This window comes from Bradyrhizobium archetypum (assembly GCF_013114835.1).
Classification (GTDB): domain Bacteria; phylum Pseudomonadota; class Alphaproteobacteria; order Rhizobiales; family Xanthobacteraceae; genus Bradyrhizobium; species Bradyrhizobium archetypum.
The window spans coordinates 165,163-190,766 of sequence record NZ_JAAVLW010000004.1; the positions used below are offsets into that span (position 1 = coordinate 165,163).

The following is a 25,604-nucleotide window of genomic DNA, read 5'->3' on the forward strand; positions in this document are numbered from 1 at the left end:
ATCCGCGGCGTTAGAATTAGCACCCGATAGACGCCGCGGCGTACTGGATCGCCCGCTTTCGTGGCGATGGCTGCGCAAAGCCACTTCACACTCACCCGCTCTTGCGCGCCTTCAACTCCGCTTCCCATCCGAACACCGAGCGACCGTCGAGCGCCGGCGAGGCGGCGCGCTCACCCGCGATGAACACGTCCAGCGACGGTCCCTGCGCAGTACGCTCCAGCCGGCGCGACTGGTCATCGAGCCGCTTCAAGGCCTGCATTTCCTCGTCACGTCCGAGTTTCGCATTCTGCACCGCCGATTTCAGCACGCGGATGGTCTCGTCATAGACCTTGAGCGGCACCGGATAGGGATGGCGGTCCTTGCCGCCATGCGCCAGCGAGAAGCGTGCCGGATCGGCGAAGCGGTAGGGCGCGCCATGGACGACCTCGGCGACCATGGCGAGCGAACGCACGGTGCGCAGCCCGACGCCGGGCGTCAGCAGCAATTCCGGAAAGTCGATCGGCCCGCGTTCGGCAGCGGCGGCCAGTGTGCCGTGCAGGCGGCGGCTGAAGACGTCGCTCGATCGGACGTCGTGATGCGAGGGCATTACGAGGTGAGGCAGCATCGCTTGCGCCGGTTGCTTGCCGTCGATCGCTGCAAGTTCGCTGACAATCCGATCCGGGCCCATCTCGCTCAGCAGGTCGAGCTGCGCCGCGCGCGAAGGCGCTGCCCGGTGGTCGGTGAGATTGACGATCTCGCCCTGCGCCGGGCCGTCGATTGCGCTGTGCGGTTCATCGACGAAGCTTTCGAGTTGCTCCGAATGCCAGTGGTAGCGGCGCGCCTGCCGCTTGTCGCCGTTCATGCCTTGCTGCACGACAGTCCATTTGCCGTCATCGGTAACGAAGAAGCCATGGAGATAAAGATCAAAACCGTCCTGGACCGCGGCGCTGTCGACCTTGGCGACGAGACGGCTGGCCCGGACCAATCTTGGTGCGTCAAAGCCGGTGCGTTCGCCGAGCAGGCGCAGCTCGTCGGGCGTCTTGCGCGAGTGCTGGCCGCGGCCGCCGCAGACATGGATGCCAAGCTCGCCTTCCAGCGGCTTGAGCCCGCGCTTTAGCGCGCCGATGACGCTGGTGGTGATGCCGGAGGAATGCCAATCCATGCCCATGACGGCGCCGAAGGACTGAAACCAGAACGGCTGCGACAGTCGTCTCAAGAATTCGTCACGGCCGTAATGGTGCACGATCGCCTGGGTGATGATCGTGCCGAGCGAGGACATGCGAACCCCGAGCCAGGCCGGAACGCGTCCGCCATGCAGGGGTAGGTCAGCGCTGCCGGTGCGTCTTGCCATTGGTTCCTGCGCATCTGAATCGGCGGCCAGTCTACCAGACTGGGAAGCCGCGCTGTCAGCTCTTTCGGTCAGTCATCGTGCGGAAAGTGATCGAATAGCGCTTGGCCTCGACCGCAGGAATGCTGTGTTCCCAGATTTGCCGGGACGCGCCCGACATCATGTAGAGCGAGCGCGGCGCGGCTGCGAGCGTGTAGCGCTGCCACTTCTCGCCGGCCGGCCGCCGGAAGCGGAACTTGCATGATGCGCCGAGCGAGAGACCAAATATCCTGCCGAATTGCGGCTTGTCGCGATGCCAGCCGATGCCGACGCCGACCTCGTATTCGGTGCAGAGCACCTGCGCAATCCTGGTCGATGGCCCACCATGGGTCTCGACCTTTCCGATCACGGCCTCAAGCCAGCCGGGTATCGGATCGGCCTGCTGCAGCCGGCGCAGTGTGTAGTCGTAGCGGAAGCCAAACGAAGCCACGCGGCGCTTGCCTTGATGAGCGCCGAACTGGAACGGCTGCAACGGCAGGGCCGAGACATGGGCGATCAGCTCGCGCTCCTCGGCCGGCGAGATGAATTCGGCGGTGTATTGCAGCCCCTCGGGCCGGTCCGTTTCTTCGGAAAATAATGCGAGCTGCGCGATCAAGCCCATGCCCCAGCGTTTTGCCTACGCACCGAATATGGGGAGGCGAGGCCGGCAAACAAAGAAGCGCCGGCCGCCATTCTGTCCGGACCAATGGGGCGCCGCATCAGCCATGCCGGCTGCATCTTTTTCCCGTCAACGGGAGGAACTTTGCCAATGCCGGCCCATTGTCGGTTGAGAAATGGTGGCGGACACATGGAGGAAGCCATGCACGGGCTCATCTATCTCATCGGTCTCATCGTCGTAATCCTGGCCATCCTGTCCTTCTTCGGCCTTCGCTAGCGCATGGAGGGGTCGATGGAAAACGTCTCTCCTGCGGTGCGCAGCGATACCACGCCGCGCTTCCTGCAATGGTCGCCGATCGTGCTCGGCGCGTTTGCGGCGACGGCGCTTTCATCTGTGCTGCTGACGTTTGGCGCCACGATCGGTCTCGGCGTTAGCTCGACGGCGCCGACCTGGCGCGATGCGTCCGCAGCGCTCGCAATCCTGTCGGGTCTCTATCTGATCATTCAGGCGGTGCTCAGCTTCGGGCTTGGCGGCTACATCGCCGGACATAGCCGCACCCCGGCCGGCACCGCTTCGGTGGACGAAACCGAGCACGTTGACGGCGCGCATGGCCTCGGTACCTGGGCGCTGGCTGTGGTCATGGGCGCCATCCTCGCGGCCCTGATCGGCGCGGCCACGATCAACCGGACGCCTTCGATGCGTGGTCCTGCCCAGGCAAGCGCCGCCGAGCCGTTGTTGAGCTATGAACTGGACCGGCTGTTTCGCGCCGGCCGCCGCGCGCCCAATGTCGATCTCGGCGCAGAACGTGCCGAAGCGGGTCGCATCCTGCTTACGACTTCAAGTCACAGCGGCCTCAGCGCGGACGACCGCACCTATCTGATCCAGCAGGTCGGCGCGCTTACCGGCCTTTCCGCGCCGGATGCGGAGCGGCGGGTCGATAGCGTCGTTGCCAGCGCCAAGACTGCGATTGCGAAGTCACGTCGCAGCAGCATCATTCTCGCCTTCTCGGTCGCGACCGCGATCCTACTCGGCGCCGCAGCCGCCTGGGCCGCCGCCTGTGCCGGCGGCCGCCATCGGGATGGTGCGCCGCTGCCGGAATGGATGGCGCGGTCGAATGCGCTCAGCCGGCGCAAGACGGTGATGCCGTAGCGCTCTTCTCTGCTCCCTCTCCACGCCCTTCGCGGGGAGAGGGCGGGGGGAGGGGCTGTCTCCACGGATTCGATGATGCAGTGATTACGCGGATAGCGCCCCTCACCCAACCCTCTCCCCGCGAAAGGGCGGGGAGAGGGAGTGGCGCCGTCACTTCGCCTTCAGGAATTCCCCCGCTTCCAGCAGCACGAACTCGTTGTCGTCGGCCTTGTTGGGATCGCGGCTCGACGAGAACGGCAGATTGTTGTCGTTGCCGACGATGATATGCGTGTCGTCGACGCGATCGACGTTCTCGATGGTGAAGAACGGGAACGCCAGCACGCCGTCATTGAGCGGCTTGCGCGCCTTCTTGTCGGGGTCCCTGATCTTCATCAGGTCGATATAGCCGATCTTGCGCGCGGGCTTGCCGACATTGGCGTCTGAGAGCTCGACCTTGTAGACACGCTTGAACTTGGCGAGATCGGCAAAGCAGTTCTCGCCGCGCTGGCCCTGCGGGCAGGCCTTGTCGGCGGTGCCTTCACCATTGTCGCGCTCGATGATCAGGCCATGCGAGGCATCGATCATATTGAAATCGCCAATGGCGTTGCCGTTCTGCTCGAACACATAGCGCCAGTAGCGGCCGGTGAATTTTTCCGCGGCAACATCGAATTCGAGAATCCGCGAAGCTTCCTTGCCGTCGACCTTCTCCCAATCCTTCTTCTCGGCGTCCCACAGGGGGCCTTCGAGCAGGCCGTACAGGAACTTGCCGTCCTTGGAGGCGGCAAAGCCTTCATATCCTTTGGAGCGGCGCAAATTCACCGCGGTGTAGGTCGCGCCTGGAGCTGCCGGCGACTGCACCGACCAGTGGTCGGGGGAGCGCACCGGCTTGCCGTCGGCGGCCGTCTCGAACACGGCGAGGATCTTGCCGGTCTTGTCGGCCTTCAGCACGTAGGGGCCGAACTCGTCGCCGATCCAGAAGGTGTCGTCGATGAGCTGAAAACCCTCGGTGTCGAAATCGGCGCCGGTGAGATAGCGCTTGGCGGTGTCCTCATGCAGGATGCGGAACGGCACTCTCTTGTCCGGGTCATGTAGGAAAATGGTTTCCTGCCGCTCGATCTTGCCGCTCGCCCAGTCGATCTTGTGCCGGTTGAGATAAAGCATCGAGTCGGCCGAGTTGTAGCGTGAGCCCATGCCATTGTCGGTCAGCACCCAGAACGAACCATCCGCCATCACCTTGATGCCGGAATGGCCCTGCAGCGGCTGGCCCTTGAATGGCAGTGACACGCCGGTCGGCCGCTCGTAGGATTTACCCATCACGCTGCCGGCGGCATCAACTCGCTTGCCGGTGGTGTATTTGCCCGCAGTCTTCAGATCGTCGGGAGCGTCCGCCGGCGCGTCGATGAAGCTCTCGGCCGGCAGCACGGCATGCCCCTTCAGCGTGGCGGGAAATTCGCCTTCGCCTTGGGCGAAGGCAGCGCCGGCCAGAACGACTGATACGACAGAGCAGAGCAACGACACGCGCATGGCGGATCTCCTGATGAATGAACGATGCGCCGTGTCTTGCGGAGCGGCTGTTACAGCCGACTGACAGTTTCATGAACGGCGTGTGACGCCGTGGGATAAGGCGTTGCGGCGCTATGCCGCCGGCGCGCCGGCCGGCCGCATGGTCTGCGGCAACAGGAACGGCACGCCCTGATCGGTGTAGTCGATCTTCACATCCACCTCGAAGATCCGGCGGATGGTCTCGGCGGTGATCGCCTCGCTGCGGCCGCCGTCGACGGCGAGCTTGCCGCGATGCAGGAGCACGATCCGGTCGGCAAAGCGCATCGCGAGATTGAGGTCATGCAGCACGGCGATCACGGCGGTGCCATTCTGCGCGCGCCGCTTCGCTGTCTCCACCAGATCGATCTGGTGGCGCATGTCGAGGCTGGAGGTCGGTTCGTCCAGCAGCAGAAGGCCGGGGCCGTGCTGTTCTTCACCGCAGGCGAGCTGTACCAGCACGCGGGCGAAATGCGCTCGCTGCTGCTCGCCGCCGGAGAGCGTCGGCAATTGCCGGTGGCTGAAATTCGCCAGATCGACCTCGGTGAGCGCCGCATCGACCAGCCGCTGCGCGGCAGCGCGGCCAACATCGCCCGCGCCCATATGGACGATTTCCTCGACCGTGAATGGGAAGGTGACGTTGACATGCTGCGACAGCATCGCGCGGTGATGGGCGAGAAGGCGTGGCGCATAGAGGTGAATGTCGCGCTGCTTCAGCTCGATGCGGCCCTTCGTCGGGCGAAGATCGCCTGATAGCATCCGCAATAGCGTCGACTTGCCGGCACCGTTGGGACCGACGATCGCAACCATCTCGCCGGCTTTGACGCGCAAAGCGATGCCGTCGACCAGCGTGGCGCCGCCGACCGTCATTGAGACCGACTCCGCTTCGAGAATGGCGCTCATAGCGAGACCAGCCCACGTTGCCGCAACAGCATGATGAGGAAGAATGGTGCGCCGATCGCCGCCGTGAGGATGCCGATCGGCATTTCCGCGGGCGCCACGATGGTGCGGGCCAGGGTGTCGGCGCCCGTCAGCAGCACCGCGCCGAGCAGCATGGAGGCCGGCAGCAGCAGCCGGTGCGCCGGTCCGATCACCAGCCGCAACAGATGCGGCACCACGATGCCGACAAATCCGACGATGCCGCAGACCGAAACCGCTACCCCGGTCATCGCCGACACCAGCACGATCGAAATCCGCTTCAGGCGTTCGACGTCGACGCCGCTGTGAAACGCCTCGGCCTCGCCGAGCACCAGGACATCGAGGCCGCGCGCAATCGAGAGGCAGGCGATCGCGGCGCACACCAGCACCGGCGCCAGCGTAGCTAGCTTGGGCCAGGTGGCGCCGCTCAGCGAACCCAACATCCAGAACGTGATGTCGCGGAGCTGCCGATCGTCGGCGATGAACACCAGCAACCCGGTGCCGGCATTGGCTATTGCCGCAATCGCGATGCCCGCCAGCAGGAAGATCGCAATCGACGTCCGCCCCGAACGGCTCGCGATCGAATAGAGGATGATCGTCGTCAGCAGCGAACCGGCGAAGGCCGCAATCGGCAGCAATTGATGCTGCATGAAGCGGACGTTCTGGCCGATCTGGCTATCGGTGAAGACGATCGCGGCGGCGGCTGCCAGCGCGCCGCCGGAGGAAACGCCGACCAGCGCGGGATCGGCGAGGGGGTTGCGAAACAGCCCCTGCATGATGGCGCCCGATGCCGCAAGCAGCGCGCCGACCATCGCCGCCGCGCCAATCCGCGGCATCCGGATCGACCACAGCACGAGCTGGTCGCGCGCAAGGCTCGGGCCCGCAGAACCCTCGCCCCATAAGCCGAGCGCGGCCGGCAACCGCGCGAGCGGAATGCCGGCGGCGCCAACCGTGAGCGCGATCAGCGCGGCGCCGGCAAGCGCGATGAAGAGACAGATAAGGGTGAGCGAAGCGGGCGGCCGGAATGCATATCCGCTGCGGCGCTTTGCGCTTGCCTCGGTCAGAACGGTCATGTCCGGCAGTTCGCGACGAACGCCGCCGGCTTGAATTTCTCGGCCTGCGGCGCCAGCGCCGGATAGAGCTTGATTGAGAGGTCGCGCGCGGCGGCTGCCGTGCGTGGTCCGAAGCCGAGCAGATAGAGGCCTTCCATGGAGATGAAGGTTTTGTTGGCAGCGACCGGGGTCAGCGCAAAAGCCGGATGGACGTACACGGCCTCCGCCTCTACCGAGTCCTTGCCGCGCTGGATCGACAGCACCACGTCGGGCTTCGCCGCAACGATCGCCTCGTCGTTGATGATCTTGTAGCCGTCATAGCCATCGATCGCGTTGACGCCGCCGGCGAGCGCAATGATCTCGTTCGCCGCGGTGTTTTTCCCGGCCGCCATCGCCCGGCCGTTCAATAGCGACATCACGAACATCACGCGCACCGGCTTCGTCACCTTGGCGCGCAGCTCGCGCAGTTGCGCCAGATCGTCCGATACCGCCGCAATCAGGCATTCGGCGCGCTTGTCCGCGTCCATCGCATGGCCGACCAGCCTGATTTTTTCGAGCAGGCCGGCTTCCGAAAAGCTTTCGGGCACCAGCACCAGCGGCACCTTAGCGGCCTCCAGCACGTCCATGGTTTCCTTCGGACCGGATCCTTGCGCCGCCAGCACGAGGGAGGGATTGAGCCCGAGCACGCCTTCGGCGGAAAGCTGGCGCATGTAGCCGACATCGGGTTTCTCGCGCGCCGCGGCGGGATAGAGGCTGGTCGAATCGACGCCGACGAGACGATCCTCGAAACCAAGCGCATAGAGAATTTCCGTGATCGCGCCGCCGATCGAGACGATCCGAGCGGCATCGCCGATCACGACGTCGCGGTTGCGGGCATCGTGCACGGTAATGCCCGCAGCGACCGCTGCGCCGCCGAGCAGGCAGGCGGCGGCCGTCAATGCGAGCGTGCGACAAAATGTCATTGCCGGTTCACCTGGTCGGTACTTGGTCGGTCACTTGGTCAGGATCAGCTTGTTCTGCGACGTCAGCCGCAGGCGATAATTCTCCTCGCCATGCGCGATGATGATCTCGCGCTCGGTCGCAAACAGCTCGCGGCTGTCGATGCGGTTGCCATTGAAGGCAAGCGACCTGGCGCTGGATGCGAGATTGCCGGCTTGCGTCCGGGGGCCTCCGAATTTCTCTCCTTTTGCTGCAGACATGTCGTTTGTGGCGCCCCGAGAAGTTCCGTCGGTGCCATGTTTGTACAGTTGCGGTGCGCCGCAATCCAACTGTGGCAATTTACAATTGATATAAAGTGCCAAAAGCGGTTCTTGACCGTCTGGAACCCGCCACGTAACCAAGCATGACACGATGCAGGCGCAGTGCGTGCGTCGTGAATGTGGCAGCCAGCAAGCAGCTTGCGAGTTACGCGCAGCGCCCGCCAGCCAGACCCAAAGACAGATATCGGGGTTGGGGTTGTATGGCTGACGGGGCTAGGATTTCGCGCGCCCTCTTATTGGGTGCGTCGGTGTTTTCAATTGCATTGCTGGGTGGGGAAGCCGGCAACGCGCAGACGGCGGATACGCAGGCCGCGAGCGGTGCGTCCCAGCGCCAGAAGCAGCCGCAGCGCAAGCCCGCAAAACCGCCGCAGGATCGAGAGGCCGCAGCGCCCGTGATGAACGCGCGGGCGCAGATTGGAGCTGCGCCGGTGCAGTCGCTCGATACGATCACAGTGGCGGCCTCGAGGACTGAGGAGCGCGCGATCGATGCGCTGGCGCCCGTGAGCGTGGTGACGCTCGAGCAGATCCAGGGCCTGCAGCCAAACCGGCTGTCTGATGTCTTTTATAATGTGCCCGGCGTGTCGTTCCAGGAGCGCGGCGACGATCCTTCCACCGTCATCAACATTCGCGGCCTGCAGGATTTCGGCCGCGTCGCTGTCGTCGTCGACGGCGCGCGGCAGAACTACCAGCGTAGCGGCCATAACGCCAATGGCTCGTTCTTCCTCGATCCCGAACTGGTCGGCGGTGTCGATATCGTGCGGGGGCCGACCGCCAATATTTACGGCTCCGGCGCGATCGGCGGCGTGGTCTCGTTCCGCACCAAGGATATTGACGACGTCGTGCGCCCGGGCGAGCGTTGGGGCGTCGACATGACCGGCTCCGGCGGCACCAATAATGCGCGTGGCATGGGGTCGATTTTTGGCGGCGTGCGCGCAACACCCAACGTCGACGTTTTCGGCGGTGCGGTCTACCGCACGCAGGGCAATTACAAGGACGGCAACGGCACCGAGATCGGCAATACCGGCAACGAGATCGCGGCCGGCCTGATGAAGGTGATGGTGCGGCCGGCGGAAGGCCATGAGATCAAGCTCGGCGGCATCTTCCAGGACTACCAGTACAACATCGGCCAGTTCAATCGCGGGCCGACGACGACGTCAGCGCCGGCAGCGGCAATCGCCGGCTCCTCAGTCTATGCATCGGATGCCAAGAATTACACGGGAACGCTGACCTGGAAATACGCTAGGCCGGATGACAATCTGTGGGACTGGAATCTGTCACTCTACGGCAACCGGACCGACAACGACCAGGTCAAGACCTACAACAACCGCATCACCACCGGCGGCGGCGTGTGTACGCTGGGTAATCCCGGCAATAACATTTCGGGTTGTGTCGGTGACAAGCGTGGCTATCAGCTCAACACGCTCGGAATAGACGTCCACAACACGACGCGGTTCAATGTCGGCGATTGGCGCAACGCGGTGACGCTCGGTCTTGATGCGTTCCAGGACGACGTGTCCACCTTCGACAGCCGCGGCAATTCAAACGTTACCACGCCCGGCGGTCTGCGTACGGTTTCCGGCGGGTTCGCGCAATTGAAGCAGAATTACTCGACGTGGTTCGAGGCCGTCAGTGCGATCCGCTACGACCGCTACGATCTTCATTCGCCGTTCGTGGCCACCGGCGGTGGTGGCGACCGGTTCTCACCGAAGATCACCATCGGTGTGACGCCGGTGGCGGGCTTTACGCCCTATATCAGCTATGCCGAGGGCTATCGTGCGCCTTCGATCACGGAGACGTTGGTCTCGGGTGCCCACGCCAACGGCGGCAGCCCTTTCAACTTGCCTTGCCCAGATGGCAAGACCGGCCTGTTCTGCTTCCTGCCCAATCCGAACCTGCGGCCAGAGGTGGGCAAGAACAAGGAGGCCGGCGTCAATCTGAAATATAACGACATCTTTGCCGCCGAGGACAGCTTCCGGGGCAAGTTCAATGTGTTCCGCAATGACGTCGTCAATTACATCGACGGCGTCTCGTTTGGCCCCGTCGTAACGATGTTTGGGACGGTCAACCAGTTCTTCCAGTACCAGAACATTGCACATGCCCGAATCGAAGGCTTCGAGTGGGAAACGGCGTACGACGCCGGCCTGTGGTATGTCGGATTTTCCGGTCACTTGATCCAAGGCAAGAACGTCGACACCAATGTCGGGCTCGCGACCATCACGCCGCGCAAGATCACCACGACCGGCGGCGTGCGGCTGCTCGACCGCAGGCTGACTCTAGCGGCGCAATGGTCCTCGTTCGGCGCTAACAACGATGTGCCGGCCGGCTATCTGCCCGCCACTGGCTATGAACTGGTCAACCTCTACCTGACCTGGAACGCGGCCAAGGATATCGTGTTCTCGGCGTCCATCGACAATCTCTTGAACCAGTACTACCGGCCCTATGCGATACCCGGCAGTTCCACCGACGGCACCACGCAGAACGACGTGTTGTGGTCGAGCCCCGGACCGGGCCGGGTCTACAAGGCCGGCTTGAAGATTCACTTTGGTGGAGCGTAGTTCGACGAGCTGACAAACCAACAAAGTTGCCCGGCCGCGCTGATGCTCCAGCGCGGCTTCGGCGCGTTTCATGTTTCCATCTAACCCAAACGGTACGCCAGACGCACCCCAGCAACCCAGCAAGGAGATTTCAAATGTTTATCGCGATGAACCGGTTCCAGGTGAAGATTGGCTCCGAAGCGGCCTTCGAGAATGTCTGGCGCTCGCGCGAGTCCTATCTCAGCAACATGGCCGGCTTTGTCGAATTTCACCTGCTCAAGGGGCCGGTCGCCGAGGATCACACGCTGTACTCGTCGCACACCGTCTGGGTCGACAAGGCCGCGTTCGAAGCCTGGACCAAATCGGAAGAATTCCGCCGCGCGCATGCCCGCGCCGACAACAAGACCGGCGAAAGCCTCTACCTCGGCCATCCCAAGTTCGAAGGCTTTGAGGTGATCCTGAGCGAGCGCAAGTCCAGCGCCGCTGCCTGATGGGAGGGGTGCGATGTTGAGCACGGATATTGCCGACCTCAAGGCCTATATGGCGGAGAATCCCGGCGCCGTTATCGAGGACGTCGCGCGGGAGCGCAAAGTCACCCCGCGCGCGGTGCTTGAGGCATTGCCGGACACGATGGTGCGCGTCGGCCCCGGCAGCGAGTTCGCCGCCGCAATGAACGATGTCGCGCAATGGGGCGAGGTGACGATGATTGTTCATACCGATGATGCGATCTTCGAATTCACCGGCAGCATCCCGGCGGGCGAAGTGGGCCGCGGCTATTTCAACCTGATGCAGCCGAAGGGGCTGCACGGACATCTCCGGCACGAGCGTTGTGCAGCCATTGCCTTTGTCGAGCGGCCCTTCATGGGCAAGTCGTCAGCCTTCATCGCGTTCATCAATGTCGACGGCGGCATCATGTTCAAGGTGTTCGTCGGCCGCGACGAGCAGCGCGCGCTGCGCGTGGATCAGTTGCAGCGCTTTCATGCGTTGGCGGAAAGGATCGCGCCCGCCGGCGCGGCGTAGCCGATCTGTATTGTCAGCCCGGGAGACGACCATGCAGCGCAGAGTGCTGGACGTTATGATCCGTTGGTGTGGCGCGGCCGCCGTGACCGTTTCGCCGGGGCCGGCGCGCGCCGCCACCGATGTCGCGTTGCTGCCGCGCAACCTGTCGCCATGGAACATGTTCGTGAATGCGGACATCGTGGTGCAGGCGGTCATGGTGGGCTTGGCCTTCGCCTCGCTGGTGACGTGGACGATCTGGCTCGCCAAGACCATCGAAATCCGGCGCAAGACGGCGACTGCGAAGCGGCGCCTGAACATGCTGGAGACCGATACGGTGCTGGCCAAGGCGGAACAGGAATGCCGAAGCGGCAACGATGCCGTCGCGCAGATCATCCAGTCCGCCGCGCGCGAGGCCAGCCTCTCCGGCGGTCATTTTGACGACGGCCTCAAGGAGCGGGTCGCGCTGCGGCTGGAACGGGTGGAGGCGGCGATGTCGCGGCAGATCGCGCGCGGCACCGGCGTGCTCGCGACCATCGGCGCCACCGCACCGTTCGTCGGCCTGTTCGGCACGGTCTGGGGCATCATGAATTCGTTCATCGGCATTTCCGAAGCCAAGACCACCAATCTCGCCGTGGTCGCGCCCGGCATTGCAGAAGCCCTGCTCGCGACCGCGCTCGGTCTGGTCGCAGCGATCCCGGCGGTCGTGATCTACAACCATCTCACCCGCACGATTTCAGCGCATCGGGCGCTGCTCGGCGACGCCTCGGCGCTGGTGCTGCTGCTCATCAGCCGCGAGGGTGACCGCGGTTCGTTCCGTCTCGCGCGCGCCGCGGAGTGATGCGATGGGCGCAAAGCTCGGACATGTTGTCGGCGGACGGGCGCGCGGCGGCAGCGACGATCTTGTCGAAAATCACGAGATCAACGTCACGCCGTTCATCGACGTGATGCTGGTGCTCCTGATCATCTTCATGGTCGCCGCCCCGCTCGCAACGGTCGATCTCGGCGTCAATCTCCCGGCCAGCGCGGTCGAGCCGTCGCCGCGTCCGGACCAGCCGGTATTCGTCACCGTGAAGCCGGATCTTTCGGTCGCGGTCGGCGAGGATGTCATCGCGCGGGATACGTTGACCGCCACCATCGACGCCGCCACCAAGCGTGACAAGAACGAGCGTATTTATCTGCGCGCCGACAAGGCTGTGAGCTATGGCGATCTGATGGAGGTGATGAACCTGTTGCGCAACGGCGGCTATCTCAAGATCGCGCTGGTCGGCCTCGACGGCCGGAGCTAGCACCCATGAACGCGTTCGCGCTTCATGACGCCTCCGACCAGGCCGTATTGCGGCGCTGGGGCGTTTCGGCGTTTGCAATTCTTGCCGTGCATGCCGCGCTGGTCGCCTTGGCGATGAACTGGATGACGCAGCGGCCGGTACCCGGCGTCTCGGTGCCGGTGATCATGATCGACATGGCGCCGGTGTCGTCGGCGCCGCAGCCGACGCAAATGGATCTCACGCCGGGGCCGGTGATGCAGCAGGCCGATGCCTCGCCGCCGCCCGAGGCCGCGCAGCAGGAGGTTGTGAAGGAGCAGATCGCGCCGACACCGCCGCAGGAAAAGCCCGAGGTCGTCGCGCCGCCGGAGCAGAAGAGCGAACCGACCCCGCCCAAAATGGAGCCGGCCAAGGTCGAGCCTGAGAAGAAGCCATCGCCGGTCAAGCCGAAGGCGGTCCGCGCGGAGGCGAGGAAGCCGAGCGACGCGCCGCCTGCGCCGCGCACGGCGGCCTCGCCCAAGGCCGAGCGGCAGGCACCCGCTGCATCCGCTGCCGCCGGCGCATCGGCCGCGGCGCTCGCTTCCTACCGGCAGATGGTCGCCGCGCATCTGCAACGCTTCAAGCAATACCCTCCGGCCGCCAAGGCCGCGGGCCAGCAGGGCACCGCACGCGTCAGCTTCACGCTGAGCCGAAGCGGCAGCGTGACGTCAGTCAGTCTTGGCGGCTCGTCCGGTTATGCGGCGCTGGATGCCGAGACGCTCGCCATGGTGCGCCGCGCCCAGCCATTCCCCGCGTTTCCTGCGGACGTGAAGCAATCCTCGATGCCCTTCAGCGCACCGGTGGCGTTCACTGTGCGGTAGGCGGGATTGTCTTACTCCTTCACCGCCCCCGTCAGCGACGAGACGTAGTAGTCCACGAACAGCGAGTAGAACAGCGCGACCGGCAGCGAGCCGAGGAGCGAACCTGCCATCAGCGCACCCCACTGATAGACGTCGCCGGTGACGAGCTCGGTCAGGATCGCGACCGGGACCGTCTTGTTGGCGCCGCTCTGGATGAAGGCGAGCGCGTAGATGAACTCGTTCCAGGACAGCGTGAAGGAAAAGATGCCGGCCGAGATCAGCCCGGGCACCGCGAGCGGCAGCGTGATCCGCCGCAATATCTGCAGCCGGGTCGCGCCGTCGACCAGCGCGCATTCCTCGAGCTCATAAGGGATCGATTTGAAATAGCCGATCAGGAGCCAGGTGCAGAACGGTACCAGGAAAGTCGGATACACCAGGATCAGCGCCATCGGACTATCGAACAGGCCGAACTGCACGATTACGGTCGCCAGCGGTATGAACAGGATCGAGGGCGGCACCAGATAGGCCAGGTAGATAGCGAGGCCGACATAGGGGCTGCCACGGAAGCGCAAGCGCTCGATCGCGTAAGCCGCGAGCGTCGAAGCGAACAGCGACAGGAAGGTGGATCCAACAGCCACGAACATCGTGGTCTTCAGCCAGGTCGGATATGCGGTGTTGAACAGGAGGTGCTTGATATGCGCCAGCGTCGGCGAGGAGATCCAGAACGGATTGTGTTCCTTGTAATTCAGAAGCTCCGCATTCGGTTTGAACGAGGTGATCGCCATCCAGTAGAACGGGAACAGCAGGATCAGCACGAAGCAGGCCAGCGGCAGGTAGATCATCATTACCCGCCGCGCACGCGAATCCCACGCCATCGTGTCGCGCGTGGCGCTGGCGACATTGCTGTTGCCCGGTTGAGCGGCTACGTCAGTCATTGGCTTCTCCCTGCTGCCATTTGCGGCGCGCGAGGCCGAAGTAGCTGAACAACGTCGCGAATACGAGGAACGGGATCATCGACACCGCGATCGCCGCGCCCTCGCCGAGCTCGCCGCCGGCGATGCCGCGCTGGAAGGCCAGCGTTGCGAGCAGATGCGTGGAGTTGACCGGCCCGCCGCGCGTGATAGCGTAGACGAGCTGGAAATCGGTGAAGGTGAAGATGATCGAGAACGTCATCACGATCGCCAGGATCGGCATCATCATCGGGAAGGTGATGTAGCGGAAGCGCTGCCAGGCGCTGGCGCCATCCAGCATCGCGGCTTCGTAAAGCGAGGGCGAGATGGTCTGTAAGCCCGCCAGCAGCGAGATCGCGACAAAGGGAATGCCGCGCCAGATGTTGGCGGCGATCAGCGAAAAGCGAGCCGGCCAGGGCGTGCCGAGGAAGTCGATGTTGGTCGAGCGGATGTGCAAGACGTCGACCAGGAGATAGGAAATGATCGAGAACTGCGGATCGTAGATCCACCAGAACGCCAGCGCGGACAGCACGGTCGGCACGATCCACGGCAGCAGCACAATGGCGCGGAGCAGGCTCTTGAGCGGAAAGTGGTTGTTGAGCAGGAGCGCCAGCCAGAAGCCGAGTGCGAATTTTCCGATGGTCGCAATACCAGTGTAGAAGATGCTGTAGAACACCGCGTTCCACCACAGGGGATCCTTGAGCAGATACTGGAAGTTCTCCAGGCCAATGAAGATGCCCCGCTGGCCGATCGTGGTGTCGGTGAAGGCGAGCCAGACGCCGAGGCCAAGCGGATAGGTGAGGAACACCGTCAGAAGCCCGATCGCCGGCGTCAGGCACATCACGATCAGGAACGGCTTGTAGTCGAGCAGACGCGCGATCCAGCCGGGTTGCCGGAGGGCATAGGTGCGGGCCGGAATTGTTGTTACAGACATCAGATCCTTTCCCGGTCTGATTTTGAACGTCATTCCGGGATGGTGCGCAAGCACCAGACCCGGAATATCGAGATTCCGGGTTCGATGCTACGCATCGCCCCGGAATGACGATGTGTCGATCGCACTCGCAAATGACCGCGTCGCTCGGCCCTACCGCCCCTGCCGCCGGAAATACCGCTTGCAGCGCTGCTCCGCTTCCGCGGCCGCGGCTTCCGGCGTCGAGGCACCGGTTGCAACCGCTGCGCACATCTGGATCAGCACGTAGTCGGCGCTGACTGCGCCCGTTGCCGTCGAGATCGGGCCCTTGTAGCCGTCGTAGTAGGTGCTCTTCATCGTGTCCTTGAAGATCGAGACCTTGGGATCGCTCGACCAGACGGCGGCTTCGGCATAGGCGGCGAGTGGCTGCGACCAATAGCCGGAGTTGGCGTTGAGCCACGGCTCGTATTGTTCCTTTTCCAGCATGAACTGCAGGAACGCTTTCGCAGCGTTGGGATACTGGCTGTGCTTGAACAGCATCGCGTTCAACGTCAGCCCGGCCATCGGCGAAACCTTGGCGAGGCCCTTCGGCAAGAGTTGATGCTCACTGTCCTCGGCGATCGCGCGCGTCGCCGGATCGTTCTTCAGCGAGAAATACAGCGAGACGCCGTTGGCGGTCAGCGAGATTTCCTGCGAGGAATAGGCGCGGTTGTTGCTGACGTCGTTCCACGACGAGGTGCCGGCGATGAAGGTCGGGTACAGTTCTTTCACCCAGTTCAGCGCGGCGATCGTCTCCTTGCTGTTGATGACGACATTACCCTCCTCATCGAGCAGGGAGGCGTTGTGCGACCACAGCGCCCAATTGGCAAAGCCGTTGCCGTCGCCCTTGGCGTTGCCGAGCGCAAAGCCGGCCGGCTTGCCGGCCTTGTGCAGCTTGCGGCACAGGTCCACAACTCCGGCGTGGTCTTCCGGGACCTTGTCGAAGCCGACCGATTGCAGCACCGATTTGCGATAGATCAGCGGGCCGGCGGTGGCGCCGAACGGCAAACCGATCCAGGCGCTGCTCTTGTTGCGCATGCCGTATTTCTGCGCCAGCGGCAGCCAGCCGCCATAGCGCTTGCCGAGATAGTCGGCGACATCGGTGAGTTCGACCAGCTTATCGATGTAGATGTGCGGCGCGTCGGAGAAGCCGATGATGATGTCAGGGCCGGCGCCGGAATTCGAGGTCACTGCGGTCTGCTGGTTGATGTCCTCCCAGCCGACGAAGTCGACCTTCACCTCGACGCCAGTCCTGTCGCTGAAGGCCTTTGCATTGGCGCGGAACACGTCTTCGTCGGCCTGCACGAAACGGACCGGGCGCAGCATGCGCAGGCTCGCGCCTTTCTCGATCGCAAACTTCGGGTCCGGGACGTCGGCGGCCTTGATGTTGGACGAGGTTTGCGCGGATGCGCCGGTCACGGCCAGCGCCGCGGCGGAAACGCCCAAAGCCAACGCATCGCGACGGGTGATGTCGTTCATGCTTCTCTCCCTGTATCGGTTCCCGGCGTTGAATCGCCGGTGAACCCTCTCGTTCGAAACGCTTTCGCCGTGTTAGCTGTTGGGCCCTCGGTCCATGCTGACGGGTTGCCAGCGGCGGAGCGAGGTGTTTTGCAGCACCGACGGATTGACACAGCTTACCGGCCACATGCCGGACAGGACCAGTGACAATTCGTAGCCCACGCGGCGCTTGCGCGCCTCGTCAAAACGTGCCGAGGCCGACGCCACATGGGCGGTCAGGGTGACGTTTTCCATCGAGAGCAGCGGATTGTTGTGCGACGGCGGCTCCTTTTCCAGCACGTCGAGGGCGGCATGGGCAATCCAGCCCTCCTGCAGCGCCTTGATCAGCGCTTCCTCGTCCACCGTGGCGCCGCGGCCGGTATTGATGAAGATGACGGAATTTTTCATCTGGCGGAAATGCTTCTCGGTCAGCATGTGATGCACCTCGGGCCGGGCCGGCGCATGCATCGAGACGAAATCCGACTGCTGCAGCACCTCGGACAGCGTTGCCGGGATCACGCCGTGATCGTACATCAGCGTTTCCTGGATGAAGGGATCGTAGGCCATCATGCGCAGGCCGAAGGGGGCGGCGCGCTTGGCAACCGCGCGCGCCACGCGCCCGAAGGAGATGAAGCCGAGCGTCTGCCCCATCAGCCGCGGAATTTTCAATAGCGCCGGGCGGCCTTCCGACCAGCGGCCGGTGCGCACCATCTTGTCCTGCTCGACCAGGCGCCGAAAACCGGCCAGCAGCAGCATCATGGCGTGGTCGGCGACCTCCTCGATAAAGGTATCGGGAATGTTGGTGACGGGAATGCCGCGAGCGGTGGCAGCCTTGACGTCGACCGAGTCGACGCCGACGCTGCCGAGCGTGATCACCTTGCAGTTCTCCAGCGCGTCGATGATCGCCTTGGTGATCGGCATGCCCTTGGCGTAGATCGCGTCCGCGGACTTTGCGGCGGCGATGAATTCGGCCTCGTTGGCGGGGGCCTCGATGATTTCGGCCCCGATCGGGTCGAGTGCTTCCTTCTCATAGTCGTAGCCGCCTCCGGCGACCGTGAAGCTTGCTCCCTTCGGCGTGACTACCCTGAATTTCGGCATTTCCTGCTCTCCCGATTTAACTTCGGTGTTGGTTTGGGACGGCAGTCCGCCGCCACTTTCCTACGCAACTTCACCTTTTACGCGACAGGACGAGGTCCGGCTACAATCGCCGGTTGCCTCTCTATTCGAAAAGCGCCGTCTGCAGCCGGACTTCGTAACAAAGCGCTAAAGGGTCTCACGATATTGTGCGCCAAATCAATCGGCCAAATCGCGTGCCACGCGCCCATTTCGGAGACCCCCGTGAAGCTGACCAACCTCAAGATCACCCCCAAGCTCGGCATTCTCGTGGGCGTGACCCTGCTCGGCCTGTGCGCCGCCGGCGTGCTCGCAGGCTATTTGATGCAGCGTGAGATGCTCAATGCGCGGATCGAGCAGACCAAGGCGATCGTCGACATGGCGCGCAACATGGCGCTGGGCTTGCAGAAGCAGGTTGCCGCGGGCCAGATGACCAAGGAGGCGGCAATTGCCGAGTTCAGCAAGCGCGGCAATACGCTGACCTTCGACAATGGCAACGGCTACGTGTTCGCCTACACGATGGACGGCGTCGCCGTGCTGGCGCCGGTTCCCAGCCAAATCGGCCAGAACCGCATGGATATCGACACCGGTGGTCGCAAGCTGGTGCGCGAACTGCGCGACGGCGTCGCGGCCAACGGCGAAGTCATGCTGCGCTATGAATTCCGTAAGCCCGGACAAGACGAGCTGATCCGTAAATTCTCCTACGCGGTTCCGATCCCCGGCTGGGACATGTTCGTCGGAACCGGCGCCTACCTCGACGATCTCGACGCCAAGATGAAGCCGCTGGCGACGCTGCTCGGGCTTGCCGTTATCGGCATTGCGCTGGTTGCCGGCAGCATCGCCTGGATGATCGGCCGCAGCATTTCGAAGCCGCTCAGCCAACTCGGCGCCCGGATGCAGGACCTCGCGGAAGGCCGGCTCGACGGCGAAATTCCCGGCATCGGCCGCGGCGACGAGATCGGCGCGATGGCCGCGACCGTCCAGATCTTCAAGGACAATGCGGTGCGTATCCGCGGGCTCGAGCAGAAGGAAGCCGAGGTGCAGGCGCGCGCCGAGGCGGAACGGCGGGCGGCGATGGAAAGCATCGCCAGTGATTTCGAACGCAGCGTCACCGGTATCGTCCGCACGGTTTCGACGGCGGCCGCGGGCATGCAGAGCACCGCGCAGTCCATGACCACGACCGCCAGCGACGCCAGCGCGCGGGCGGCGACCGTCGGCGCGGCATCGCAGCGTTCGTCCGACAATGTCGGCACGGTGGCATCGGCCGCGGAAGAGCTCTCCAGCTCGGTTACGGAGATCTCCCGTCAGGTGACGCGCTCCAGCGAGATCGCTGCGAAAGCAGTCAGCGACGCCGAGCGCACCAACGCTACCGTCGGCGCGCTCTCGACCGGCGCCGAGAAGATCGGCGAAGTGGTCAAGCTGATCCACTCGATCGCGGCGCAAACCAATCTGCTCGCGCTCAACGCCACCATCGAGGCGGCGCGCGCCGGCGATTCCGGCCGCGGCTTCGCGGTGGTCGCATCGGAAGTGAAGGCGCTGGCCAACCAGACCGCGAAGGCGACCGAGGAAATTTCCTCCCAGGTGGCCGCCATGCAGGCGTCTACCAGCGAGGCCGTGGCCTCGATCGGCGGCATTACTGAAACCATCGCGCAGATGAGCGAGATTACGGTCTCGATCTCGACTGCCGTCGAGCAGCAGGGCGGCGCCACCCGCGAAATCGCGCGCAACATTCAGTCGGTGGCGGCCGGATCGAACGAAATCTCGGCCCATATCGGCGGCGTCACCACGGCGGCGGCCGCAACCGGCAAGGCAGCGTCCGACGTGCTGGCTAGCGCCCGCGAACTCGACACCCAGTCCAGCATGCTGCGCAGCGCGGTGGACGAATTTTTGGGGAAGATGAGAGCGGCGTAAGAAGCTCGCGCTGTTCTACCGGTCATCAAGCTCGCCCATGACGGGGAGAGGGTCGTTGCTGTATCCATCCGTCATTGCGAGGAGCGCAGCGACGAAGCAATCCATCTTTGCCCGTGACGAGACATGGGTTGCTTCGCTTCGCTCGCAATGACGGGGAAAGAGCGCTTGCTCTCCCTACTGCTTCTCAATCCCCGCGGCGGTGATCAGCTTTTCCCATACCACGAGCTGCTCCTTCACGAAGGCGTCGAACTCTTCCGGCGTGCCGGAGAAGGCTTCCATGCCGCGCTCGGCGAGCTGGCTCTTGATGTCGGGCCGTTCCACGACCTTGCGGATTTCTGCGTTTAACTTTGTGACGATATCCTTCGGCATATTGGCCGGGCCGAAATAGCCCTGCCATGAGGTAATATCAAAACCCTTCACGGTGTCGTCCATGGTCGGCAGATCAGGGAGCAGCGCCGAGCGCTTCTTGGTCGTCACCGCCAGCGCCTTCAGCGCCTTGGCGTTGACATGCGGCAGGCCGGTCGGCACGTCGATGAACATCATCGAGACGCGGCCGGCGATCAGGTCGGTCAGCGCGGGCGGCGAGCTCTTGTAGGGCACGTGCAGGAGGTCGATGCCGGCGAGGCGGGCAAACGTCGCGCCGGCGACGATCGCCGCCGAACTGCCGCTGGCGTAGGTGTATTTGCCCGGCTCCTTCTTGGCGAGCGCGATCAGTTCGGCCACCGAATTGGCCGGAATGTCCGGATGAATCACCAGCATGAAGGGCAGGTCGCCGGTCCGCGCGATCGGCGTGAAATCCTTGACCGGATCGTAGGTCATATTCTTGAGCAGATACGGATTGGCCGAATGCGACGTGTTGGTGGTCACGAACAGCGTATAGCCGTCGGGCGCGGAGCGCGCGACATAGCTCGCTGCTATCGAGCCGTTGGCGCCGGCCTTGTTCTCGATCACCATGCCGGTGCCGAGCGCGGTGCCGAGCTCCTTCGAAATGATGCGCGTCGTGGTATCGGTGCCGCTGCCGGCGGCGAATGGCAGCACCAGCGTAATGTTGCGGTTCGGGTAGGGCGCCTGCGCGGCTGCCGTGGCGATCATCGCCAGCATCAGGGGCGCCGCCGCTGCGACGTGCCGGTACCGCTTCAATAACGCGAACATTTAATCGTTTCCTCGTTTGTTGTTATGTTGGATTGGCCGGCAAGCTAGCCTGCCGGGGGATAAAGTGGAAGCCGGTATGTCGCTAAGCCGCAGGGGTTGCTAAGTTTTCTTGGCTGACGCCCGCCTTGAGGCGATCACCACGCCGGCCAGCACCAGCGCATAGCCCACCAGATGGAATAACCGCAACTGCTCGCCGAGCAGAACGATCGCCATTGCCGAGCCGAATACCGGCACCAGATGGAAGAACGGCGCGGCACGATTGGGCCCGATCAGCGCCAGCCCGCGGTTGAAGAACAGATACGCCAGCGTCGAGGGGAAGATCACGGCATAGCCCAGCGTCGCCATCGAGATCATGTCGAACTTCAGCGTCGCGCCGGTCGAAAATTCCCAGATCGAGAACGGCAGCAGCATCACGGCGCCGCAGCAGGTGGTGAATGAAATCAGGGACAGCGCATGCGTTACCGGCCGGCGTGGAATCAGCGCCGAATAGAGGCCGAACGACACCAGCGAGCTCGCAAACATCAGGTCGCCTCGGTTGAAGCTGATGCCGGCAAGCGCGCCGAAATCGCCGCGCAGGATGATGGTGAGGACACCCGCAAGCGAGATGGTAATGCCGGCAAGCTGCGCACCCGTCAGGCGGACGCCGAACAGCGCCAGCGACCACAGCGCGACGAACAGTGGTCCCGCCGACTGGATCAGAAGCGCATTCAGCGCCTCGGTATATTGCAGGGCCCAGTAGGAAATCGCATTGTTGTAGGCGAATCCGACCAGCGACAGGAACAGCATCATCGGCATATGCGCGCGCAGCACCGGCCAGTCCTGCTTGAGATGCGGCCAGGCAAAGGGCAGCAGGATCAGGAAGGTGCCGATCCAGCGGACGCAGGAAAGCGTCAGCGGCGGCACGTGGCCGGCGACATGGCGCGCCAGCACGATGTTGCCGGCCCAGAACAGCGAGGTCAGGCTCAGCAGCAGATAAGGCTGGTTGGTCAGCCACCGGACCGGACGGTGGGCGGGCGGCGCTGGTGCGGGCTTGGTCATGTCGCGGGGCCGAATAGGGCCGGATTTTCCGCCACGCGACAAGCCCCGCGCACGCAATGCTACAATGCCTTGCGTGGGTCACCCGCTTTCGCGCGTGACGACAGTCTGGTGCCGAAAACTTGGTTGCTCTAAAACTTCCGCACCAGGTCCGGTGTGATCTCGCTGAGCTTGCGGATGCCCAATAGCGCGAGGTCGCGATCGATCTCGGCTTTCAAGAGCGAGATCGCGCGCTGCACGCCGGCCTCGCCGCCGGCGATCGCGGCATAGAGGAACGGACGGCCGATCCAGACGAAATGCGCGCCGAGCGCCAGCGCCTTGATCACGTCGGTGCCGCGGCGGATGCCGCCGTCGACCATCACCGTCATGCCCTTGGCTTCGGCCGCGATCTCCGGCAGCATGCGCAGGCCCGACATCGTGTAGTCCAGCTGGCGGCCGCCATGATTGGACAGCATCACGCCGTCGACGCCGCTCTCCCGCGCGATTCTCGCGTCCGCCGGCGAGACCAGCCCTTTGACCACGAGCTTGCCCTTCCATCGCTTGCGGATCAGCTCAACGTGCTTCCAGGCGAGCTGGTCGCGGGCGCCGATGTTGCGCATCAGGTTTTTCGCCAGCACCGGCGGGCCGCGCCGCGCGTCCATGTTCTCGAAATGCGGCATGCCATGGTTGATCACGGTGCGCGCCCAGGTGCCGAACAGCCAGTGCGGATGCGTGACCGTGTCCCAGAATACGCGCGGCGTGATCGCGAGCGGCACCTGAAAGCCGTTGCGGATGTTGTTCTCGCGGTTTGGCGGCACCGGCACGTCGGCGGTGACGACGAAGGTGTCGTAACCGGCAGCCGCCACGCGATCGACCAACGGCTCGATCCGCTCGGGAAGACCAGCGAGATAGGCCTGGTACCACGCGGCCTGATTGGCGGCGCGCACATCCTCCAGCGTGATCAGCGAGGAGGCACTCAAGATCATCGGCACGTTCTCAGCCTTAGCGGCTTGTGTCAGCACGATGTCACCGCGATAGGCGGCGAGCGCGGACGAGCCCATCGGCGGAATGCCGAACGGCGCGGCATAGGTCTTGCCGAACAAGGTCGTGGTCTGGTCGCGGCTGGAGACGTCGTTGAGCACGCGCGGCACGAAGCCGTATTCGTCGAACGCCTTGCGGTTGTCGCGCATCGCAGCGTCAGTCTCGGCGCCGCCGGAGATATAGCCGTAGAGAAATTTCGGAAGCCGGCGCCGCGCCACGGATTCGAAATCATCGAGCGCGAGATACTTCTGCAACGCTTGCGGCACCGTACTCTCGGTGCGGGTCACGGTCGGCGGCGGCGCGGTCAGGGCCGCAGATTTGTCGAGCACGTCGGGCGTTCCATTGTTGTTGTGATGCGGGAGAGCTCAGCGGCGGCGGGGCGGTGGTGCGGCAGGTTTCGGGTCCGACTTGTTGATAGCGGCGCTGACCTCGCCGAGCATCTTTCGCGCGTCAGCTAAGACCTGTCCGGATTTCTTGTCAAAACTTTCGATCAATTCGCGCATCGAGATCACGGTCGGCAGCAATTCGCCGCCATACTTGTCGCTGGCGAGGCGGCCGAGGAAATCCTTGGTCTTGTCCATCGCGCCGTCGACGGCGCTGACGCCCGATTCGGCTGTCGCGATGATGGACGTGATCTTGTCGCCATTGCCCGACAGCGACGCGGTGAACGTCTCGAAATTCCGTAAAGTATCCTTGATCGCCACTTCGTTGTCGGCAATCACACGATCGACATTGCGCAGCGCCACGCGGATTTTTTCCTGGGTGTTGAGCGTGCCTTCGCGATCGGCGGTGAGCTCGGGAATGCCGTCAGGTCCCTTTTGCGGCGGCGGCGCCTCGTCCGAGCCGCCGGTGAAGGAGATCGCCGCGATCCCCGTCAGGCCCTGGAATTCGAGACCGACCTGGGTGTCGCTCCTCACCGGCGTGTCACCGTCGATCATGGCAAGCGCCACCACGCGGCGCGGATGGTCGAGCTTCAGCGACACCACCTCGCCGACCCGGATGCCGGCGAAGTTCACGCTGCCGCCATTGCGCAGGCCGGACGCCGAGCCTTCGAAGATCACGCGGAACGGCACCCTTTGCTTGATCCCGGCGAGCTTCTGATAGCTAAGCCACGCCGTGAGCGACCCGGCGATCAGGGCCAAGGTCAGCGTGCCGATCATCAGATTAGTGGCGCGAACTTTCATCGAAAATCCAGACGAAACAGGTCTGAGTGATAACGGATTTATGACGGCAAGTCACCGCGCCCAGCACGCGAAACTGAGGGATATGGTCGGTTGTCCAGATCGCGGGTCGCGATTCTGCCGTTCCCTGGCGAGCAGCCATCGCCGCGGTCTGCCGGCATCTCCAGCCACTAGCCGACATCCGTTGCTTCACAAGGCCACTGCTGCTTCACGGCACCAGAGCGAAAAACATGAAGGCTGCAAAGGTTACCAGATGGACAACGCCTTGTAGAACAGTAGTCCGGCCCGTGCCTAATGTAATCACGCTGAGAAGCAGCGTCGCGGCCAGCAAGCCCTGATCTTTCGTATCGAGGCCGAGTTGCAAACGTTGCCCGAGAACAACTGAAACCGCCGCAACTGCCGGGATTGTCAGACCGATCGTGGCCAGTGCCGATCCCAAAGCCAGGTTCAAGCTGGTTTGCAGCCGATTCATCTGGGCAGCCCTTGAAGCCGCCAAAGCTTCAGGGAGCAGCACCAACGCGGCAATGATGATGCCCACCACTGCTTTCGGCACGTCAAGGCGGGCGACAGCGAATTCAACCGTCGGCGTCAACAACTTGGCGAGGCCGACGATGCCAACCAGCGAGACAAGGAGAAGGGCTGCGCTGAAGGCAGCGGTTCCGCTGGATGGTGGAAGTTCGTGCATCTCCTCGTTGTCAGCCTGGATTGGAAGAAAGAAGTCGCGATGTCGCACCGTCTGGATGAACAGGAACGCGCCATAGAGTACCAACGACACGAGCGCGGCGAAGACGAGCTGCGGCGTGCTGTAGGCCGATCCAAGCTCGGTGGCTGCGTAGTTGGGAAGGATGAGGGCGAGGAAAGTAAGTGCAGCCAGCACGGCGAGTGCGGCGCTTGCTCCCTGGAGCTGAAATCCCTGCTCGCGATGGTGCGCGCCACCGATGAGCAGGCAGTATCCTACAATTCCGTTGCACACGATCATCACTGCGGCGAAGACGGTATCGCGCGCCAGACCTGCTTTATCGGCTGGAGCTGCGATCATGACTGAAACAATCAGCGCGGTCTCGATGACCGTGACGGCCAATGCCAGGACCAGCGTGCCGAACGGCTCGCCGAGGCGGTGCGCAATGACTTCTGCGTGGTACACTGCTGTGAACACGGCACCGAATAGCGTGATGCTGGCGATTGCAGCGACGAGCCCACCTCCATCGATAACGAATGCCAGCAGCAGAACGACCCACGAGAATAAGGGCCACGCCCATGTCCACCATGTGCTTTTCTTAGCCGTCATGTTTCAACACAGCA

At 63.6% G+C, this 25,604-nt stretch carries 24 protein-coding genes; 8 read left to right on the top strand and 16 right to left on the bottom strand.

The genetic code is table 11. From position 1 onward, the window contains the following. Positions 1–91: 91 nt before the first annotated feature. Together HCN50_RS13520 and HCN50_RS13525 are read right to left on the bottom strand one after the other, a co-directional pair. Entirely contained in the window at positions 92–1,330 is a 1,239-nt protein-coding gene (locus tag HCN50_RS13520) for a DUF763 domain-containing protein (protein WP_171710161.1), read from the bottom strand. A gap of 55 nt (positions 1,331–1,385) precedes the next feature. Beyond that, entirely contained in the window at positions 1,386–1,967 is a 582-nt protein-coding gene (locus HCN50_RS13525; protein WP_171710162.1) for an alpha-ketoglutarate-dependent dioxygenase AlkB, read from the bottom strand. A gap of 288 nt (positions 1,968–2,255) precedes the next feature. Between HCN50_RS13525 and HCN50_RS13530 the strand changes: the two genes are divergently transcribed. Beyond that, a complete protein-coding gene (locus tag HCN50_RS13530; RefSeq protein ID WP_171710163.1) occupies positions 2,256–3,113 on the top strand; it encodes a hypothetical protein in 858 nt (285 codons plus the stop codon). 150 nt (positions 3,114–3,263) lie between these two features. On the opposite strand, the gene HCN50_RS13535 is transcribed toward HCN50_RS13530, so the two are convergent. From HCN50_RS13535 to HCN50_RS13555, 5 genes are all read right to left on the bottom strand, one after another. Then, positions 3,264–4,616, bottom strand: coding sequence for an esterase-like activity of phytase family protein (locus tag HCN50_RS13535; RefSeq protein WP_171710164.1), 1,353 nt, complete (start codon positions 4,614–4,616; stop codon positions 3,264–3,266). Between the two features lie 111 nt (positions 4,617–4,727). Then, positions 4,728–5,534, bottom strand: coding sequence for a heme ABC transporter ATP-binding protein (locus HCN50_RS13540; RefSeq protein WP_171710165.1), 807 nt, complete (start codon positions 5,532–5,534; stop codon positions 4,728–4,730). Further along, the gene (locus tag HCN50_RS13545; RefSeq protein WP_171710166.1) at positions 5,531–6,622 is read right to left on the bottom strand and encodes a FecCD family ABC transporter permease; all 1,092 of its coding nucleotides are present in this window, start codon (positions 6,620–6,622) and stop codon (positions 5,531–5,533) included. Before HCN50_RS13545 ends, HCN50_RS13540 begins: the two co-directional genes overlap by 4 nt. After that, on the bottom strand, positions 6,619–7,563 hold the full coding sequence (locus HCN50_RS13550; protein ID WP_171710167.1) for a heme/hemin ABC transporter substrate-binding protein: 945 nt from the start codon (positions 7,561–7,563) through the stop codon (positions 6,619–6,621). Before HCN50_RS13550 ends, HCN50_RS13545 begins: the two co-directional genes overlap by 4 nt. A 30-nt stretch (positions 7,564–7,593) precedes the next feature. Then, positions 7,594–7,800 (bottom strand): hemin uptake protein HemP, encoded by a 207-nt coding sequence (locus HCN50_RS13555; RefSeq protein ID WP_171710168.1) that lies wholly within the window; start codon positions 7,798–7,800, stop codon positions 7,594–7,596. 260 nt (positions 7,801–8,060) lie between these two features. On the opposite strand from HCN50_RS13555, the gene HCN50_RS13560 reads away from it, so the two are divergent. The 6 genes from HCN50_RS13560 (at position 8,061) to HCN50_RS13585 (ending at position 13,515) form a co-directional block, all read left to right on the top strand. Beyond that, positions 8,061–10,415 carry a TonB-dependent hemoglobin/transferrin/lactoferrin family receptor gene (locus HCN50_RS13560; protein WP_171710169.1) on the top strand — a complete coding sequence of 785 codons (2,355 nt, stop codon included), beginning with the start codon at positions 8,061–8,063 and terminating at the stop codon, positions 10,413–10,415. A 134-nt stretch (positions 10,416–10,549) separates the two neighbouring features. Further along, positions 10,550–10,885, top strand: a complete 336-nt coding sequence (gene hmuQ / locus HCN50_RS13565) for a heme-degrading protein HmuQ (protein ID WP_065743486.1) — start codon at positions 10,550–10,552, stop codon at positions 10,883–10,885. Between the two features lie 13 nt (positions 10,886–10,898). Then, the gene (hutX, locus tag HCN50_RS13570; RefSeq protein WP_171710170.1) at positions 10,899–11,414 is read left to right on the top strand and encodes a heme utilization cystosolic carrier protein HutX; all 516 of its coding nucleotides are present in this window, start codon (positions 10,899–10,901) and stop codon (positions 11,412–11,414) included. A gap of 31 nt (positions 11,415–11,445) precedes the next feature. Then, the gene (gene exbB / locus HCN50_RS13575) at positions 11,446–12,231 is read left to right on the top strand and encodes a tonB-system energizer ExbB (protein ID WP_171710171.1); all 786 of its coding nucleotides are present in this window, start codon (positions 11,446–11,448) and stop codon (positions 12,229–12,231) included. A gap of 4 nt (positions 12,232–12,235) precedes the next feature. Then, positions 12,236–12,679 carry a TonB system transport protein ExbD gene (gene exbD / locus HCN50_RS13580; protein WP_171710172.1) on the top strand — a complete coding sequence of 148 codons (444 nt, stop codon included), beginning with the start codon at positions 12,236–12,238 and terminating at the stop codon, positions 12,677–12,679. Between the two features lie 5 nt (positions 12,680–12,684). Then, positions 12,685–13,515 carry a TonB family protein gene (locus HCN50_RS13585; protein ID WP_171710173.1) on the top strand — a complete coding sequence of 277 codons (831 nt, stop codon included), beginning with the start codon at positions 12,685–12,687 and terminating at the stop codon, positions 13,513–13,515. Positions 13,516–13,526: 11 nt separating this feature from the next. Here HCN50_RS13585 and HCN50_RS13590 read toward each other — a convergent pair whose 3' ends face one another. From HCN50_RS13590 to HCN50_RS13605, 4 genes are all read right to left on the bottom strand, one after another. Then, positions 13,527–14,429: a carbohydrate ABC transporter permease gene (locus tag HCN50_RS13590; protein ID WP_171710174.1), complete on the bottom strand. Its 903-nt coding sequence runs from the start codon at positions 14,427–14,429 to the stop codon at positions 13,527–13,529. Next, positions 14,422–15,378, bottom strand: a complete 957-nt coding sequence (locus tag HCN50_RS13595; protein WP_171710175.1) for a carbohydrate ABC transporter permease — start codon at positions 15,376–15,378, stop codon at positions 14,422–14,424. Before HCN50_RS13595 ends, HCN50_RS13590 begins: the two co-directional genes overlap by 8 nt. A 150-nt stretch (positions 15,379–15,528) precedes the next feature. Continuing rightward, a complete protein-coding gene (locus HCN50_RS13600) occupies positions 15,529–16,872 on the bottom strand; it encodes an ABC transporter substrate-binding protein (protein WP_171710176.1) in 1,344 nt (447 codons plus the stop codon). Between the two features lie 72 nt (positions 16,873–16,944). Continuing rightward, the gene (locus tag HCN50_RS13605) at positions 16,945–17,988 is read right to left on the bottom strand and encodes a C-terminal binding protein (protein ID WP_171710177.1); all 1,044 of its coding nucleotides are present in this window, start codon (positions 17,986–17,988) and stop codon (positions 16,945–16,947) included. A gap of 240 nt (positions 17,989–18,228) precedes the next feature. On the opposite strand from HCN50_RS13605, the gene HCN50_RS13610 reads away from it, so the two are divergent. Further along, a complete protein-coding gene (locus HCN50_RS13610; RefSeq protein WP_171710178.1) occupies positions 18,229–19,914 on the top strand; it encodes a methyl-accepting chemotaxis protein in 1,686 nt (561 codons plus the stop codon). Between the two features lie 174 nt (positions 19,915–20,088). On the opposite strand, the gene HCN50_RS13615 is transcribed toward HCN50_RS13610, so the two are convergent. The 5 genes from HCN50_RS13615 to HCN50_RS13635 form a co-directional block, all read right to left on the bottom strand. Next, entirely contained in the window at positions 20,089–21,015 is a 927-nt protein-coding gene (locus HCN50_RS13615) for a Bug family tripartite tricarboxylate transporter substrate binding protein (protein ID WP_376700289.1), read from the bottom strand. Between the two features lie 150 nt (positions 21,016–21,165). Then, entirely contained in the window at positions 21,166–22,104 is a 939-nt protein-coding gene (locus HCN50_RS13620) for a DMT family transporter (protein ID WP_171710180.1), read from the bottom strand. A 128-nt stretch (positions 22,105–22,232) separates the two neighbouring features. Continuing rightward, positions 22,233–23,408: an alpha-hydroxy acid oxidase gene (locus tag HCN50_RS13625; protein ID WP_376700290.1), complete on the bottom strand. Its 1,176-nt coding sequence runs from the start codon at positions 23,406–23,408 to the stop codon at positions 22,233–22,235. A gap of 78 nt (positions 23,409–23,486) precedes the next feature. Next, positions 23,487–24,305: an MlaD family protein gene (locus tag HCN50_RS13630; protein WP_171710181.1), complete on the bottom strand. Its 819-nt coding sequence runs from the start codon at positions 24,303–24,305 to the stop codon at positions 23,487–23,489. A 205-nt stretch (positions 24,306–24,510) separates the two neighbouring features. Beyond that, a complete protein-coding gene (locus HCN50_RS13635; RefSeq protein WP_171710182.1) occupies positions 24,511–25,590 on the bottom strand; it encodes a calcium:cation antiporter in 1,080 nt (359 codons plus the stop codon). Between the last annotated feature and the right edge of the window lie 14 nt (positions 25,591–25,604).

Bases quoted from the DNA above. Each gene is read 5' to 3' on its own strand.
- HCN50_RS13525 (WP_171710162.1), bottom strand. From the start codon at position 1,967: ATGGGCTTGATCGCGCAGCTCGCATTATTTTCCGAAGAAACGGACCGG.
- HCN50_RS13540 (WP_171710165.1), bottom strand. From the start codon at position 5,534: ATGAGCGCCATTCTCGAAGCGGAGTCGGTCTCAATGACGGTCGGCGGC.
- HCN50_RS13535 (WP_171710164.1), bottom strand. From the start codon at position 4,616: ATGCGCGTGTCGTTGCTCTGCTCTGTCGTATCAGTCGTTCTGGCCGGC.
- HCN50_RS13550 (WP_171710167.1), bottom strand. From the start codon at position 7,563: ATGACATTTTGTCGCACGCTCGCATTGACGGCCGCCGCCTGCCTGCTC.
- HCN50_RS13530 (WP_171710163.1), top strand. From the start codon at position 2,256: ATGGAAAACGTCTCTCCTGCGGTGCGCAGCGATACCACGCCGCGCTTC.
- HCN50_RS13600 (WP_171710176.1), bottom strand. From the start codon at position 16,872: ATGAACGACATCACCCGTCGCGATGCGTTGGCTTTGGGCGTTTCCGCC.
- HCN50_RS13630 (WP_171710181.1), bottom strand. From the start codon at position 24,305: ATGAAAGTTCGCGCCACTAATCTGATGATCGGCACGCTGACCTTGGCC.
- HCN50_RS13590 (WP_171710174.1), bottom strand. From the start codon at position 14,429: ATGACTGACGTAGCCGCTCAACCGGGCAACAGCAATGTCGCCAGCGCC.
- HCN50_RS13545 (WP_171710166.1), bottom strand. From the start codon at position 6,622: ATGACCGTTCTGACCGAGGCAAGCGCAAAGCGCCGCAGCGGATATGCA.
- HCN50_RS13560 (WP_171710169.1), top strand. From the start codon at position 8,061: ATGGCTGACGGGGCTAGGATTTCGCGCGCCCTCTTATTGGGTGCGTCG.
- HCN50_RS13635 (WP_171710182.1), bottom strand. From the start codon at position 25,590: ATGACGGCTAAGAAAAGCACATGGTGGACATGGGCGTGGCCCTTATTC.
- HCN50_RS13620 (WP_171710180.1), bottom strand. From the start codon at position 22,104: ATGACCAAGCCCGCACCAGCGCCGCCCGCCCACCGTCCGGTCCGGTGG.
- exbB (WP_171710171.1), top strand. From the start codon at position 11,446: ATGCAGCGCAGAGTGCTGGACGTTATGATCCGTTGGTGTGGCGCGGCC.
- exbD (WP_171710172.1), top strand. From the start codon at position 12,236: ATGGGCGCAAAGCTCGGACATGTTGTCGGCGGACGGGCGCGCGGCGGC.
- HCN50_RS13605 (WP_171710177.1), bottom strand. From the start codon at position 17,988: ATGCCGAAATTCAGGGTAGTCACGCCGAAGGGAGCAAGCTTCACGGTC.
- HCN50_RS13520 (WP_171710161.1), bottom strand. From the start codon at position 1,330: ATGGCAAGACGCACCGGCAGCGCTGACCTACCCCTGCATGGCGGACGC.
- hutX (WP_171710170.1), top strand. From the start codon at position 10,899: ATGTTGAGCACGGATATTGCCGACCTCAAGGCCTATATGGCGGAGAAT.
- HCN50_RS13555 (WP_171710168.1), bottom strand. From the start codon at position 7,800: ATGTCTGCAGCAAAAGGAGAGAAATTCGGAGGCCCCCGGACGCAAGCC.
- HCN50_RS13585 (WP_171710173.1), top strand. From the start codon at position 12,685: ATGAACGCGTTCGCGCTTCATGACGCCTCCGACCAGGCCGTATTGCGG.
- HCN50_RS13615 (WP_376700289.1), bottom strand. From the start codon at position 21,015: ATGCTGGCGATGATCGCCACGGCAGCCGCGCAGGCGCCCTACCCGAAC.
- HCN50_RS13595 (WP_171710175.1), bottom strand. From the start codon at position 15,378: ATGTCTGTAACAACAATTCCGGCCCGCACCTATGCCCTCCGGCAACCC.
- hmuQ (WP_065743486.1), top strand. From the start codon at position 10,550: ATGTTTATCGCGATGAACCGGTTCCAGGTGAAGATTGGCTCCGAAGCG.